At 41.0% G+C, this 15,188-nt stretch carries 14 protein-coding genes and 1 tRNA gene; 4 read left to right on the forward strand and 11 right to left on the reverse strand.

The annotated features are described in order from the left end of the window. Positions 1 to 25: 25 nt before the first annotated feature. Positions 26 to 1,402 carry an XRE family transcriptional regulator gene (locus CAL7507_RS28885; protein ID WP_015132039.1) on the reverse strand — a complete coding sequence of 459 codons (1,377 nt, stop codon included), beginning with the start codon at positions 1,400 to 1,402 and terminating at the stop codon, positions 26 to 28. 225 nt (positions 1,403 to 1,627) lie between these two features. Here CAL7507_RS28885 and CAL7507_RS28890 point away from each other — a divergent pair, with 225 nt between their 5' ends. The 3 genes from CAL7507_RS28890 to CAL7507_RS28900 all read left to right on the forward strand — a co-directional run bounded on the left by CAL7507_RS28890 (position 1,628) and on the right by CAL7507_RS28900 (position 2,608). Beyond that, complete coding sequence (locus CAL7507_RS28890) at positions 1,628 to 1,921, forward strand: hypothetical protein (protein WP_015132040.1); 294 nt, start codon at positions 1,628 to 1,630, stop codon at positions 1,919 to 1,921. A gap of 101 nt (positions 1,922 to 2,022) precedes the next feature. Then, the gene (locus tag CAL7507_RS32020) at positions 2,023 to 2,163 is read left to right on the forward strand and encodes a hypothetical protein (protein WP_201447867.1); all 141 of its coding nucleotides are present in this window, start codon (positions 2,023 to 2,025) and stop codon (positions 2,161 to 2,163) included. Between the two features lie 127 nt (positions 2,164 to 2,290). Then, the gene (locus CAL7507_RS28900) at positions 2,291 to 2,608 is read left to right on the forward strand and encodes a hypothetical protein (RefSeq protein ID WP_015132043.1); all 318 of its coding nucleotides are present in this window, start codon (positions 2,291 to 2,293) and stop codon (positions 2,606 to 2,608) included. Positions 2,609 to 2,684: 76 nt separating this feature from the next. Here CAL7507_RS28900 and CAL7507_RS28905 read toward each other — a convergent pair whose 3' ends face one another. Continuing rightward, positions 2,685 to 3,290, reverse strand: coding sequence for a cupin domain-containing protein (locus tag CAL7507_RS28905; protein ID WP_015132044.1), 606 nt, complete (start codon positions 3,288 to 3,290; stop codon positions 2,685 to 2,687). A 46-nt stretch (positions 3,291 to 3,336) separates the two neighbouring features. Beyond that, on the reverse strand, positions 3,337 to 3,600 hold the full coding sequence (locus tag CAL7507_RS28910) for a sigma-70 family RNA polymerase sigma factor (RefSeq protein WP_236556830.1): 264 nt from the start codon (positions 3,598 to 3,600) through the stop codon (positions 3,337 to 3,339). Here CAL7507_RS28910 and CAL7507_RS28915 point away from each other — a divergent pair. Beyond that, entirely contained in the window at positions 3,567 to 4,139 is a 573-nt protein-coding gene (locus CAL7507_RS28915; protein ID WP_042341662.1) for a hypothetical protein, read from the forward strand. The genes CAL7507_RS28910 and CAL7507_RS28915 overlap by 34 nt on opposite strands. A gap of 71 nt (positions 4,140 to 4,210) precedes the next feature. Here the strand turns inward: CAL7507_RS28915 and ftsH2 are convergent, their stop codons facing one another. The 8 genes from ftsH2 to CAL7507_RS28955 all read right to left on the reverse strand — a co-directional run bounded on the left by ftsH2 (position 4,211) and on the right by CAL7507_RS28955 (position 14,545). Then, entirely contained in the window at positions 4,211 to 6,097 is a 1,887-nt protein-coding gene (gene ftsH2, locus CAL7507_RS28920; RefSeq protein WP_015132046.1) for an ATP-dependent zinc metalloprotease FtsH2, read from the reverse strand. A gap of 513 nt (positions 6,098 to 6,610) precedes the next feature. Continuing rightward, positions 6,611 to 7,105, reverse strand: a complete 495-nt coding sequence (locus CAL7507_RS28925) for a hypothetical protein (RefSeq protein WP_015132048.1) — start codon at positions 7,103 to 7,105, stop codon at positions 6,611 to 6,613. Positions 7,106 to 7,393: 288 nt separating this feature from the next. Beyond that, a complete protein-coding gene (gene gltX, locus CAL7507_RS28930) occupies positions 7,394 to 8,839 on the reverse strand; it encodes a glutamate--tRNA ligase (RefSeq protein WP_015132049.1) in 1,446 nt (481 codons plus the stop codon). A 134-nt stretch (positions 8,840 to 8,973) separates the two neighbouring features. Next, positions 8,974 to 9,047, reverse strand: a tRNA-Asp gene (locus CAL7507_RS28935). 80 nt (positions 9,048 to 9,127) lie between these two features. Next, positions 9,128 to 9,679: a hypothetical protein gene (locus CAL7507_RS28940; RefSeq protein ID WP_052331565.1), complete on the reverse strand. Its 552-nt coding sequence runs from the start codon at positions 9,677 to 9,679 to the stop codon at positions 9,128 to 9,130. Between the two features lie 66 nt (positions 9,680 to 9,745). After that, positions 9,746 to 11,338, reverse strand: a complete 1,593-nt coding sequence (locus CAL7507_RS28945) for a serine/threonine-protein kinase (RefSeq protein WP_015132050.1) — start codon at positions 11,336 to 11,338, stop codon at positions 9,746 to 9,748. A gap of 32 nt (positions 11,339 to 11,370) precedes the next feature. Continuing rightward, complete coding sequence (locus CAL7507_RS28950; protein ID WP_015132051.1) at positions 11,371 to 12,999, reverse strand: serine/threonine-protein kinase; 1,629 nt, start codon at positions 12,997 to 12,999, stop codon at positions 11,371 to 11,373. A 361-nt stretch (positions 13,000 to 13,360) separates the two neighbouring features. Then, positions 13,361 to 14,545 carry an esterase-like activity of phytase family protein gene (locus CAL7507_RS28955; RefSeq protein ID WP_015132052.1) on the reverse strand — a complete coding sequence of 395 codons (1,185 nt, stop codon included), beginning with the start codon at positions 14,543 to 14,545 and terminating at the stop codon, positions 13,361 to 13,363. Positions 14,546 to 15,188 lie beyond the last annotated feature (643 nt).

The raw sequence follows: 15,188 nt of genomic DNA on the forward strand, positions 1-15,188 counted from the left end.
TCTGCTAACCAAGCGCGAAGATTGCTCATGAAATCAACCCCTCTGTCATAGTTTCAGCAACCTCAGCACTAATATCAGGTAAATTAACCCCGGCAGATTGGACAATATCCCGACGTTGTAAAAAATCTCGAAAACTCTCATGGTAAAACCGATAACGGGGTGGTTGATGGCTTTCCTGTTTCTGTAAAAATTGCGCCCATCCATCAAGAACATCCTGTACTGTTAACTCATTCTGCTTGGAATATTTAGCAATCACTCCACGAGAAGCAGCACTACGTAAAGCACACATCACATAAACAATTTTGATTTTATTTTTCGGTAAAGGTTTGGCAGTCATCCCCATAATATGCCAGTGGTTTTCATAATATCCTTGCAAACCCACAGGCAATTCATGAAATGCCTTGTTATCATAAAATCCATCGGCGATGGCTGGTAGAATACAACGCAAATACATAAAGTTATTTTCACTTTTTGTAGCTATTTCTTCCACAAAATGAACATGAGATATATGATTCTGCTGTTGAATCCATCGAGCTAAACTCTGTTGATATTTTCCATCATTCAACAATTGCCTAATATATTCCTTCACATCCTGAGTACTTTCTTGAATTTTCTCTCTCAAATCCAATTCTTGAGTCGGGATACTGGGCGAAATATTCAACCTTTTTTCATTTTGATTATAAGGTCTTCTCGTGAGGATAAAATAAACCCCATCCGGCATAATAGTTGGTAAATATAAAAGATTTCCAGTTGCTTCTTGGTCAACTTCATCCAGCGCGTCAACAACAATAATTAACCGTTCCCCAGTAGATAATTTTTCCTTCGCTTTAGTCAATAAAGTTGATAAATCCGCATCCGCTACATCTTGCAACTGGAAACGAGCAATTAATTGTTGGCGAATTTTCTTCAGAAATAATTCAGCACGATTCATTCCTTCTGCACGGATATTAAAAAAGCAAATAGTTTCTGGATTATTTAATACATACTTTGCAGAAATGGCACTTTTCCCCATCCCCGCATCACCAATAATAGTGAAATAGCCATTTGCGTTATTTTGCAAAAAATCCTCAATCGCATCAAATACAAATTTTCGTCCGCAAAATAGCTGGATTTTTTCGTAAATTAGTCGTTCAAATTCTGGTGGTAAATACCGTTGAGGATACCAGTCTTTGTCCGCAACTATATCTGTAGGTTCAATTTTAAGAACTTTTGCAATATTCTTAACTGCTTGTCGTTCAACCCCGTTTGGACAATCCTTAGTGCCAATTAGTCGCTTTAGAGTATCAACCGACACTATTGCCTGCCGTGCTAACTCCTCTTGAGTTAGTCCTGCTTCCTTATAAGCTTGTTTGAGTCTAGCTTTACCTTCCTCACTTGATCGCACTTTATCAGATTCACGCATTGCCGTAACTGAGTATTGATACTTGTATATAAACAATAGCGAATTAGTTGTTTCCCGAACTAGGGCAGATAGATTTTCTTTACTTCCCCATCTGCCCTAAATTACCACATAGCCACAGGGCAAACACTCAACACAGACAAAACCCATTTGCCCTGGTATGTATTTTTTAGTCTGAGTAGGATACCAATATCACGAACCAACAATACAGCATTTCGGAGAGTCACAATGCAGTTTAACTTTTTCTCAAAATCGGAAAATAACAACGATGACAACGATATCAAAAAAGAAATTATCCGCGAATTATTGCACATGACACGTAAAAGCTACAACCTCGCGTTAGGTATTACTGCTGCATCCGCGTTGATGACTCTATTTGGTGTCGGGCTTTTCTATTTTGACAAAGTATCTGAAGCCAGTCTGACAGCATCAGGTGGAGTATTGACAACTTTAGCCAGCGTTCAACATACCAAACAGAAAAAGGAAGAACTGTGCGAGATGTTAAATAAACTTGCGGAATAATTTTAGGAGTAACCTTTTTAGGGTTGGTGGACTCTACAAATGAAGCTAACTCAAAACCTTTTCAGGTATCATTTATAATTACATTGAGATTTTGTAATTTTGTGTTAACCGAACCCCATATTCTTGAATCATTAAGTCGAGCCTATATCCGAGCAGTTGCAGGTAAAGCAGGCTTAAATCTTTCTATCCGCGAATACGATTATGGGGTAGATGGTAACTTTGATGAAATTATACCAATTTAAATAGGATTTGCGACAGATGGATGGTTAATAAGGGCGAACAACCGTTCGCCCCTACAGGGTATCTGCAACATTCTTTTTTCAAATTGGTATTAGATTTATTGGAGAAGGTGAAAACAGGAGATTGGTGATGACACAACAAATTTCAACAGAGGAATTACAAACCCACTCTCTTAAAATCGATAATGTTGTCAACTACCTCCAGAAACAAGGATGGCAAATAGTAAACCATCCCAACCCACGTTTATTGGTATTTCAAGGTGACAAAGATGATGCAGGTAATCCTATCCAGCTTGTGTTACCCAGCCAAAACAGCTTTGAAGATAGCGATCGCTTATTCACAAAAGCCATTAATCTGCTAGCAGCGATCGCAGAAAAATCTCCACAAGAAATAATTGATTTAGTCACTCAAACACCTGCAAGTTCAAACATACCACCAACTATTTAGGGTATTATCTTTATCTCAATCTAGTTTCACGATTTGGAAGAACGCATAATTAAATTCGGTCGATGTCTATTGCCTTTCATTCAGCCTCTGCGGTCACTAAATCAGGATATTCATCATCCATTGAGGTGCGGAAGAAGAACATACAGCCCCCGACTGTGTGGGGTCCGTGAACTGATCCTGGCTGGGAGCGGATATAGTCTCCAGCATGATAGACTGCGTCATCTACCACTAAATCGCCTTGCAACATATAGATTTCCTCAAATGCTGCATGACGGTGCATAGGATATTGCATTCCTGGTTCAGCCCGGAAGACACCGACAATTTCCCGCTTGACCAAATCGGTATGCAACATGGCAATTTCCACACCAGGGACAGTGTGGGGTTGCCATTTTAACTCTTGCGATCGCACTGCTTGATATGAGATCAGGTGCGGAGTGGGTTGAGGCTCTGGTAAATCGAGTTCTAGCCGATTAAACAATCGCGCTTTTAAATCTCCTGCCATCGGCGTTACAGGTGTACTGTAGGGAATTGCCGTCACGGCTGTTTCATATTCGGCTAATTCTTCTGTCAGTTCGGGAAATTCTGCCAACTGTTGCTCAACCCAATACTGCTCTGGCTCATCCAACAAATCTAGAGCGTAGAGTGGAGCTAATTCGGAGAAACAGTTGTTTTCAAAGTTCATTAGCAGATTTAGCCTTTAATGAAAATATTTACTCTTAAAGTCACACCTAGACTTCAACGCCGAGGGCAGACTTTAGCTTATTTAAGCCTAACCGAATTCTGGTTTTAACTGTCCCTAGAGAGATCCCAGTCTGTTCGGAAATCTGGCTATGGGTGAGGCCTTGATAATAGGCTAACTCAATAACTAGACGTTGTTCGTTAGGCAACAGTTTCATTGCTGATAACACGCGATCGCGACGCTCCAAAATCATCACTTCCTCAATGGGATCTACGCTAGATGATAGCGTTTGGATCTGTGAAAGGTCAGTCAAAACTGGGGAAGCGGGTTGACTACGCTGTATTTTGCGGAGTCGATCTAAAATCCGGCTACGCTGATGGGGTTAATTATCGTGGGGGGACGTTATTTAAGGAACTTATATTAGATGTCAACAGAAAAATTCCAGTGATTATCTTTCCTCAAGCCCTTTCTGCAAGAACTTGGTTGAAAACTCCCCCATTATCTATTCAGTACATAGGTAAAGGCGGTGATAATAACTGGCAAGAATGGCTGCATCCTGATAATTTTTACTTAGTAGAAGTTCCCCAAAATAGCACAGGGTTAGCTTTTGGTAGACTTTGTTATCGCAATGGTGATGTTACAGTGCAAACTATCAAAAAATTAAAAATAATTTCCCAAAAGAAGATAGTGATTAATGACAAAATCTATCTTTCTCTGTCTTCGTCACTACCTACAATTAATTCATCTCATATTATCGTCAATGCTGGCAGCGATCGCCGGGATATCCTAGGGTTGAAAACTGAAGTATATTACACAACCGAAAAAATTGTGAATCAGCCCGGTGTAAAATGAGCGATCGCCTCTACAAAGCAATAGGGGTACAGCGTCGCTGTACCCCTATAACTGTATATTAGCAATAACTATTACAGACTTGGTGCGTACTGTGGTTTTTCCGGTACGTCAGTGTACTCAGCCACAATTTGACGGAATTCAGCACCGTCAATGGTTTCTTTTTCGATGAGCAAATCCACTAAGCGATCGGTGACGGTGCGGTGTTCACGGATAATCTTCTTAGATAGTTCGTAACATTCTTCCACGATCGCCCGGACTTGAGAATCGATCCGAGAGGCTATTGATTCAGAATACTCAGATCTGGTTGTCCAGTCACGACCTAAGAATACTTCTCCCTGTTGGCTTTCCAGTGACAGAGGCCCTAAATCAGACATCCCGAACCGGGTTACCATTTGTCTCGCCATTCCCGACAACTGTTGTAAGTCGCCACCAGCACCAGTGGTAACTTCCGCAGCGCCGAAAATCACCTCTTCAGCGGCGCGACCACCCAAAGCACCAGTAATCCTGGCTTTGAGTTGAGAACGGGAAATTAACCCCTGTTCTTCATTGGGGGTGAACCAAGTTAAACCTTGGGCTTGTCCCCGTGGAATCAAGGTAACTTTTTGTACTGGGTCATGGTCCTTTAATAATGTTCCTACTAAGGCATGACCAATTTCGTGGTAAGCAATCAAGCGCTTGCTCTTGCTGTCTACCAGGGGAGTACCTTCCATCCCGGCGACTACGCGATCCACAGCGTCATCAATTTCGCCGAGGGTAATCGCTTCTTTGCGTCTTCTGGCGGTGAGAATTGCTGCTTCGTTGAGTAAGTTAGCTAAGTCAGCACCGGTAAAACCAGGAGTGCGTCGGGCGATCGCATCTAGGGAAACACTAGGATCAAGTTTTTTGTTCCGTGCGTGGACTTGTAAAATTTCCAAGCGCCCTTTAATGTCTGGTGCATCAACAGTTACTTGTCTATCAAAACGACCAGGACGCAACAATGCTGAGTCTAGTACGTCGGGACGGTTAGTGGCAGCAATAATAATGATGCCTGTATTACCTTCAAAACCATCCATTTCGGTGAGCAGTTGGTTGAGGGTTTGTTCTCTTTCATCGTTACCGCCACCGATACCAGCACCCCGTTGTCTACCTACAGCATCAATTTCATCAATAAAGATGATACAAGGGGCGTTATCTTTGGCCTTCTTAAACAAGTCACGGACACGGGATGCACCAACACCGACAAACATTTCCACGAATTCCGAACCGGAAATACTGAAGAAAGGTACACCAGCTTCCCCAGCGATCGCTTTTGCGAGGAGGGTTTTACCTGTACCAGGAGGACCGACTAACAGCACGCCTTTGGGAATTCGTGCGCCAACAGCAGTAAATCTTTCTGGCTGTTTCAGGAAGGTGACGACTTCTTGCAGTTCTTCCTTCGCTTCCTCAATCCCGGCTACATCATTAAATTTCACCCCAGTCTTAGCCTCCATTTGGAAGCGCGCACGGGATTTGCCGAAGTTCATCGCTTGTCCAGGTCCACCAGGGAGATTGCTAGAACGACGGAACAAAAAGAACAATCCAGTAATCAATAAAATTGGGAACACCAAATTCCCCAACAGTCCCCAGATAGCGCCATCATTCCGCATCGGGTGAGCGTCAAAACTGATGCCTTTTGTTTTCAGCTTGGTAATTAACTCAGGAGCATTCACAGGTAGATCTACCCGCCACCGCTGCACGCGATTTTCGATATCTTGATCTACCGCTTCAATAATTGCCGTTCTACCACCTTCATATAGATCCACACTGGTAACGCGATCGGCATCCAAGTATTCCAGAAAGCGACCGTATGTCATGCGGGTATTGGCTGCATTCTTACTGCTGTCAGCAGGCGCACCAGCAAATGCCCCTTGCCAAAAGAAAAAGCCAATTACCAAAGCAGGCAATGTCCAGAGTACTAGGACTTTCCAGGAGAATTTCATTTTAATTTGCCTCTAGATACCAATACAAATCATCAGCTTTCGCAACCGAATGTTACAGATCAAGGATGAAGTATAAAATCTCTCATTTTCATCAATGACTACGTTCCCCGAAAGCGGAGACGAAGTCTAAATCCTTGACACTTCATTCTTTTTGTGGAAACTTCTTATTTTCACCCTTCATCCTTGATGCTTCATCCTTTTTTGGTCACCAGCATAGTTGTGCAACGGATCTGAATAAATCCATTTTTTTAATTTGATGTCTTACATGCATCGTTACAGCAACTGTAAGGGCGTTACAGGGGATCAATAACGACGACAAGAATCTTAATTAAAGTTAACTTAATTTTAATACATTATTGCGCCAGAAAAGCGATCGATGACAAGGATTCAGGCATAGGGCGTGGAATTTTCCCATATTGAAGGGGATGGGGGAGATGGGGAGGATGGGGGAGTTCTCTAATAATTTACCAATACCCAGTCCCCAGTCCCCAGTCCCCAGTCCCCAATCCCCCATTACTTAACTTCCGAAATTTGTAGAGTGTAAGGGAAATATTTGCCTTGCTCATAGGAACCGACCCAAATCCGGTAAGTTCCTGGCAGCCATTCACCAACCATGCCAGGATTTTGACCGTTAAACTCGTCATTACACCATGTGCCGCCAGGACCGCTAATAATCAGGGTAGTATCTGCGGGACTCTGAACTTGTAGCTTTAGGTAGTCAAATTTACTTGTCAATACTAAGGTATGGTCTGGTGCTTCATCAACAAATCCGGTGCATGGACCAGTAGCGGTTTCTACTCTTTTAGCAACTTGGTTCCCAGGTACTGAGCCGCCACTCATGCCGCGAACTGTGAAGGGATCTGGAGAAAACTTATGGCCAATGCTAATATCTCCAAAGATTGGGGGCGCTTGTTGAGCATCCACCCCGGCATGAATTGCCGATGTAACGAAGAGTGTAAATATCGTCAACGATAATCTTATTCCTCTATTGAGCAATGGTTGCGGCATTTTGATTATATGTTTATCTCAGTGTTGTTGAAGACATGAATTTTACACACCAAGTTCCCTATGTGAGCATAATTGACTACAAATGTTAGATTTTAAATTTAGGGATTTAGCTCTGAAAGGGTGACAGTCTTCTGTGGCTACTTGACTTGATTATGAATAGGGGCACACCTTTGTGCGCCCCTAAAATCTAAAATATTTGCAAAACCTGAAATTAATGCTGGTTGCTGAGTACGTTCAGTGTACTCCTACGGGGAAGCAAGCTACGCGATCGCATCTCTGACAGTAGAATTATTTTGTCGAAGACATCGCTTGACTCAAGCGAGGCTGATCTAAGCCAATCTGATGCAGTAGCAACCAAGATTGTATCAGGTCGGGGCCGTGAACATCACCGGTTAAAGCGGCTCTGAGCGATCGCATTACCAGCCCTTTCTTCACATTTTGCGCTTTCACCACCTGTTTAATAATCTCCTGCGCTATATCTGCTGATAGTTGCGGTTGCTGTTCTAACGCAGCGAGAATCGCCTTGAGAGCATCTGCAGAACCTGCTTGTTGCAACTGCTTACTAGCCTCTTCGCTAAATTCCACTGTGTCGGTGAAAAACAGTTGGCTTTGCTCTACAGCATCTTTCAAGCGTGTCAAGCTGGCGCTAATTAAAGTCACCAACTCCTCTAACCAAGGACGTTCTCTTCCCCTATCAAATTTATACCCAGCTTCTTGCCAGTAAGGTATCAGCAAGTCTGTGAGTTTATCTACTGGCGTACTGTGGATATACTGACTATTCAACCAATCCAGTTTTGCCCAGTCAAACTTAGCACCTGCTTTATTGACGCGCTCAAAGCTAAATTCTTTGGCTGCTGCTTCTAAGGTGAATATTTCTTGAGTTGAGTCTGGGGGAGACCAACCCAACAAGGTCATATAGTTCACCAAGCCTTCAGCAGTGAAACCTAATTGCTGAAAGTCAGAGATAGAAGTAACTCCATCCCGTTTAGAGAGCTTGCGTCCATCTAAACTCAAAATTAGGGGTGTGTGAGCAAAGTCTGGTATCTTCGCCCCCAAGGCTTCGTATAGTAGAATTTGCTTGGCGGTGTTAGCGATGTGGTCTTCGCCGCGAATCACATGGCTAATTTGCATATCGATGTCATCAACCACAACGACAAAGTTGTATAACGGCTGACCCACACCTGCTTCCGAAGCCCGGGCGATGACCATATCACCACCCAAATCGCTACCTCGCCAAGACATTGTTCCCCGCACTAAGTCATGCCAAACAATTTCCCGCTCATTAGCAATTTTAAAGCGAATCACATAGCTGCGACCCTCGGCTTCAAAGGCAGCCTGTTGTTCTGGAGTGAGATTGCGGTGACGGTTGTCATAACGCGGTGCTTCCCCCCTAGCTTTCTGGGCTTCTCTTAGGGCTTCTAATTCTTCAGAGGTGGTGTAGCAGCGGTAAGCTAATCCCCTTTCTAGCAGTTGTTCTACTGCTGCTTTGTACAGATGCAGGCGTTGGGATTGGAAAAATGGCCCTTCATCCCAGTTCAGCCCCAACCAGCGTAGCCCTGCAAGAATATTATCAGTATATTCGGGACGCGATCGCTCAAGGTCTGTGTCTTCAATTCGTAGTATAAATGTACCGCCATGATGGCGGGCAAATAACCAGTTAAATACAGCTGTTCTAGCTGTACCAATGTGCAAATTTCCTGTTGGACTCGGAGCAATACGGACTCTAACAGTCACAGTTGATTCTCTCTTTCTATAAATAAGTACTGAGTGCTGCTGTAACTTGAATCAATAGTTAGTCAATAGTAACTATTTATTAATCTTAAAGTTTCACTCAACTCACTCAGCACTCACAACTTAATAATTTTCTACGGGACTGACGGGGCTCGAACCCGCAACTTCCGCCGTGACAGGGCGGTGCTCTAACCAATTGAACTACAGTCCCTTAATTTGCAGCTTCTCCATTATGCTCATACCGTGGTAATTTGTCAACTCCAGATTATGAAGTTTTTGGAGCTAATATTTCTACTGTCGTAAATCTAACAATGAAGGTAAGCCGGAATCAGGCGGCGGCGATGGACTTTTAAGTCCCCTCTCACTGCGAAGTTCACTGTACTGGCTAGGAATATTAACTGGTATTGAATTCTGGAAGTTCTTGCTCCCTTGATACCCAGATAATACAGCCAGCTCATTTAAGGATTGAACTCCAGAATAGAACTTACCGTTAATTTCCCAAGTGGGATAGCCTTGAATTTTAGCTGCTTTACACAAGTCTGACTGAGAATTTTTCCCTTGAGGATCACATTCAATACGGTTAATAAAATTGAACGCCTGCTGACCAAACAGATATATTTGCTTGTAGCAGTAGCTACACCAATAAGCACCGTAAAGTTTAACTTTTTTTTGTTGCAGATGTTGTGCTAAGGCTATTTCTGCTGTTCCAGAAGAGCTTTCTACGTTAATAACTACTCCTTGACTACTGCTGTTCAATTCTTGAGCAGAAGAGGAGGAAGCGCCGACTGTCAAGGATAGTAAAAATATAGTCAGCCAATGGCGTAACTGGGTGTGAGATAACATGTGTTGTGGCTACTTGTCTTGGTCAGCAAGCAAATCAATATCATGAATTTTAGCTCAATTTCTCAGTTATTGGTTCAAAATAACCGGGGTCATAACCTGCGACTTAGACGAGAGTTGCTGCTGTATGCGAAATTGCATCTGCTTATATTCCTGCTTCAACAGGTTTTTGCTCAACTCAGATTTCGAGGAGGGTGGTAAATTTTTGCTCTGTTCTACCCAAATTTTCAACATTTGCCGTTGACTTTGATCAACGTAACAGCTGAGAACGTTGGTACAAGAATGAGGATTTTCCAGAGTGAAGAAAATCAAAGGGTAGCGTTCATTTTCTGCTAATGAACAAACCATGCTCTGATTTTGGGGATTTTGCATGTCTAGATAACAGGGTAACCACTTTGGTCCGAGTTTTTGATTGTAGAGGACTGTCAACCACAACATCATGGGGTGAGGTGATGTGACGAAGATAAACTGGTTGTAACGGGTAGAAGCCGCACGGTTTTTGATTTCTTGTTTAGACAACATCAGCCATAGTGCTGCTACACTTCCTTGTTCGGTGTCTAATATTTGAGGGAAAACAATTTCTCGAATCGGCTTTTCTTGAGGCCAAAAAAGTTGCCAGCAGTTTCTTTCTACGGCTAAAGGCAAACCAGATCCCAAAGGAATATTCTGGTTGTTTTTGAAGGCGGGAGCAGCAGGAACGGAATATTTTTTTTGTTCATATGCTATTTCTCCTCCCCCAAAATTTGTGGGTAGACTCACATAGTTAGACCGAGTTAAATTTCCTAATACGTGCAAAATTTCCGTAATATTTTGGGGGCGATCGCTTGCTGATTTGGCAAGACAAGACATGATTAAATCATTTAGCTTTTGAGGTAGCTGGAGATGCGGTTTAATATCAGTGATCGCTCTTGGTGTTTCAAAGTGATGTGCTTTATACCACGCACCAAAGTAATCTGTTTCTGGTTGCCAAGGTTTTGCGCCTGTGAGCATCTCAAACATCATCACACCTAGGCTATAAATATCAGAGCGACTATCTAATTCTCCTCCATCTAGTTGTTCTGGAGAACAGTATGGTAAAGTACCATTAAACCCTTTATTTGTGCTAATTGAAGCTGCATAATTTAAAAATCTAGCAATACCAAAATCCAGAATTTTTGCTAACTGACCTAATATAGGATCTGGAACAACTAGTATATTAGCAGGTTTGATATCTCTATGAACTAATGGACAAATTTTACCGTCCATGTCTATGCCTTGATGAGCAGACTGCAAGCCCAAACAAATCTGACGTGTCAGCGTCATAAACATTGGCAAAGATATCGGAATTAAATCCTTTAAACTCTTACCAGATAAATATTCCATGACATAGAATGGTTTACCTTCTTCACTGACACCATAATCATAAGCCCGCACAATGTGTATACTTTGTTGACTCAAAGCAGCACTCATTAAAGCTTCACGAGCAAAATCTTTTTGCATCTTGGCATCGGAAACAGTATGAGTTAGGAATTTGATAGCAACTGGTATTCCTCCTAACAAAACATCATTTGCTAAAAAGACCTCACCCATACCTCCTTTGCCAATTAACTGCTTCAGATGGTAACGATTGGCAAGCAAACCTGTACTTTTACTTTGTGGAGACGCAAATGCACTTTGATTCACTCTGACAACCTCTAAGATTTTAATATGTTAAATCAAATTTTATTTATGTAAAATAAGTGTAAAATTTGATAAAACCATTTATAGACATAATTTTTTAAGCCGACCTTTTGAATTTTTGTTTCTGATTCCAACTTCCGCATTATTTCTACTTTTTTTCTTTCATACTCTGCTTTTAAAATAATTTTTGCTTGTTTAGGAGAAATAAATTCATTGGCATTTTCGTTAAGTGTCAACCAGTCTGTAATTTGCTGACGCTGTTGAGCAGTCAAGCTTAAAGTCATTACATGGATGCAATTATTCGGCTCTTCTAGAGGAAAAAATAGCAAATGATAGTAACCTGTTTCTGATAAAATACGCAGTATTTTCTGTCCTCTAGTATCTTGTATATCTAAAAAATAGGACAGCCATCGTGTTAGAGAAAATTGAGAATCATATAAAACTGTCACCCACAATAGCACTGGAGATACGCTCATTTTACTAATAAATTCAGTGCTATGTGTTTTATCTAAGAATTTGTTAATTTCTTGTTTGGGTAACATTGCCCAAACTGTTGGTATTGTCCCTTGGATTGTATGTAATAAATGGGGAAAACTAATTGGTGCTATTGGCTTACTTTTCGGCCAAGTTTTCTGTAAACACTCTTGTTCTGATAATGACGTTAAAGGAATTAATTGTAAGGGCAATGCAGGTTGTAAGTTATCACTACTACTAATACTAGGAGGATGATCAAGTTGCCATCTTACCTGTTCTAAATTTTCTAAAATTTCTTTAATATTTTGTGGGCGATCGCTAACTTCTTTCGCCAAACAACGCATCACTAATTTTTGTAGTTCCTGAGGTATAGTTGCTTGGGGATTTACCTCTGCAAATGCCGGGGGAGTTTGAAAACGATGAGCTTGATACCAACTACCAAAGGAGTTACTAGTTGATAGAAATGGATGTTTTCCTGTCAACATCTCAAACATCAATACTCCTAAACTATAAATATCAGAACGCACATCGAGTAATTTGCGTCCTTCCATATGTTCTGGAGAACAATAAGGCAAACTACCGATAAAAGAATCAGTTAGAGTCATACCGCTGCGTTCTGTTAAGAACTTGGCGATGCCAAAATCGAGAATCTTCACAATATCCCCTAATTTAGCATCCTTAGTAATAAATATATTTTCTGGTTTAATATCCCTATGAACAATAGGATAAATCTCTCCTTTGAGGGTGATACCTTGATGAGCGCACTGTAAACCCAAACAAATTTGCTGACAGAGATCCAAAAATTTAGGTATTACTAAATGCTCATTTTTAAGAATCAGTTTTAAGTTTTTTCCTTGGAGATACTCCATAACATAAAATGGGGTACTATCCTCAGTGACGCCGTAGCTAAAGACGCGGATAATATTTTTACTTTTACGGCCTAGTTGAGCCCCAATAAAAATTTCTCTAGCAAAGCGTTGAGACATTTGCTGACTACCTAAACTTAGCAAGAGAATTTTGACAGCAACGGGCATACCACCTTTGGCCACATCTTCTGCTAGGTAAACCCTACCCATCCCCCCTTTACCAATCAAATCTCTGATTAAATAGCGGTTATTCAGCAATTTTCCTACATAAACATCTAATTCGGTTTTAGAATTGACTGGGTTGGGAATTTGATTTTGTACCATAAGATGATTTATTAAAATAAATCTAGAAAATCACTGCAATAACTCTCGTTAGAAATTAATTTTATCTGGAAACAATATCAAAAATTTTAGAGAGATAAACATGTAAGATAAAAAACACTACAATATTGAGTGAAATTTTGATCAAAATATAGGGAAGTTGTATGCAAAAGCTCTTAAATATGGTGTAGCATATTTGCTAGGAGAAGCGAATGAGAAATTCCACGGAAACCCTAAATCTTCGGGATTGATTTGTCTAATTCAGTCAGTGAATATACGGAAGGCAATAGGCAATGCTCAAGGCTAGTGCTGATAACTATAACTGTTAACTCAAATTTATTAGATAATTCGGGGATATTGTTGTTCAGGAAATGCGGAACAAGCGGCGAAAGAACCTGATGAGTGGTGATTCGATTTTGAGTTTAAAGGCTAGTATCTGGGTGCGTTGTAAGGAGTTAAAATTGTTGTCGCTAATTAGAAGTAGTGATGACTGTCCATCTGGAAATTTGGCACCAATGGTTAAGCCTTCAATGTTGTCTAGTGATACTTGTAAAGTTCCCAAATCTAAGAGCTTTTTTTTCTGTACTGGTTTGATTTTATTCAAGTCAACAGCTAGGAGGCTGTCGATATTTTGAATGTCGTCTGCACCTTCCAAAGAAACTTCAAACAGGGAAATTGCAAATCCAAAGCCTGTAAAAGCCCGTTCTAAGCTGAGGAAGTTGCCTTGATTATCGAGGGCTAATAAATCAGGTAATCCGCTAGCAAATTTGCCAGTAAGATTTAAAAGAGGGGTGACTGGTTCAGTTTGATAGAGATATTCCTTTTCTGGCTGGTTGGTGAGCAGGCTATATTGTAGTATCCGGCAAGGAGTACTGATTTTAGGTTGAGCTGCTACACCATCTTGAATTAACGCATTTTCGCTGGCTGTAAATAAATTCTTTTCATCGGGTGTGATGGTGAGGCTTTCAAAAGCTAAATTATTGCGGATACCTTGCTTACCGTTTTTATCTGGTAAAAATTTGTTTGGGATGGGTAATGTTTTGACTACTTTGCTAGAAGATAGTGAGAACTCTTTAATAAAAGGATTAATTAATTTATCGACATCGCCTTCAGAAGAAATAAAGACTGTTTCTTTGCTAGTTAAAGCAATGCCTTCTGTGTCACTTGTACTAGGGAGAAACTTTTCTCCATTATCATTTAACAGTGTAGTTACTGCAACTGGAGTAACATCACCATCTTTTAGTGAACCTTTGCTGAGGTCTATTTTTAGAGTGTAGAATCGAGCAGGAGCTTTTTCACTACGATCATCGGAAACAGCATAATAAAGGTCTTTTTTTGTATCGTAGGTAATTCCAGATAAACCTCCTAATTGGGTTTTTTGAAAGGATAATCCTGTAGGTAAAGTGGCTTGTCCAATAAATTCTATACCAGTGACTATAGTAGCTGCTGATGCTAAATTGCTGAAGAAGAAAACCAAGCTAATAATGATAATTGTGATACTAAAGTAAATAATTCTTGGCAAAGTCAATAGTTTTTTAATTAGCTGCATAGATAGCGATCGCTTAATTATGAAAGTCAATACACACAATATCACGCTCAAGTCAAGGAATGAGGAGTGGGGGAATGACAAAAATATTCTTCCACTTTTTCACTCATGTAAGTAGATCGGCGTAAATAATTATCATTGAGATAAGACAGAATACAGGAGGGAATTGGGTTTGAGCTTCGGTTACTTTTCTTCACATAGTTTGGTTTTATTGTGCCGACTTACTTAAGCGTTGCGGGACGAAGTCCGGGAATGGAGTTTCTCGCTGCTTTCAATTAACCAAATGAAACAGTAGCGAATAAAGCTTGATTTCATCCTAATTTCATTTCTAAATGAAAAACTGTAAAAGAGTGCATTTCTAAAACTTAAAAGCACTGTGCGACAAATGCGATCTTCTCCGTTTGAGAGGACCTAGTACTGCATGGCGTAAATAACCATACCATTTTATAAATTCATTTTGATAATCTCGTGCGAGCATCTTGCTCGCGTTTGTCTGCGAGCAAGATGCTCGCACTACAATGGTATGCTCATTTCCGCCGACCTGTACTAGTACCAAGGACTTTGCCCCTTCGGGTGACGCTCCTAACGTCGCTCTAAGCGTACCCCGTAGGGGATCTTGCTACGCGAACAGCGTCTCCCCTTGGGA

It is taken from the genome of Calothrix sp. PCC 7507 (genome assembly GCF_000316575.1).
GTDB lineage: Bacteria > Cyanobacteriota > Cyanobacteriia > Cyanobacteriales > Nostocaceae > Fortiea.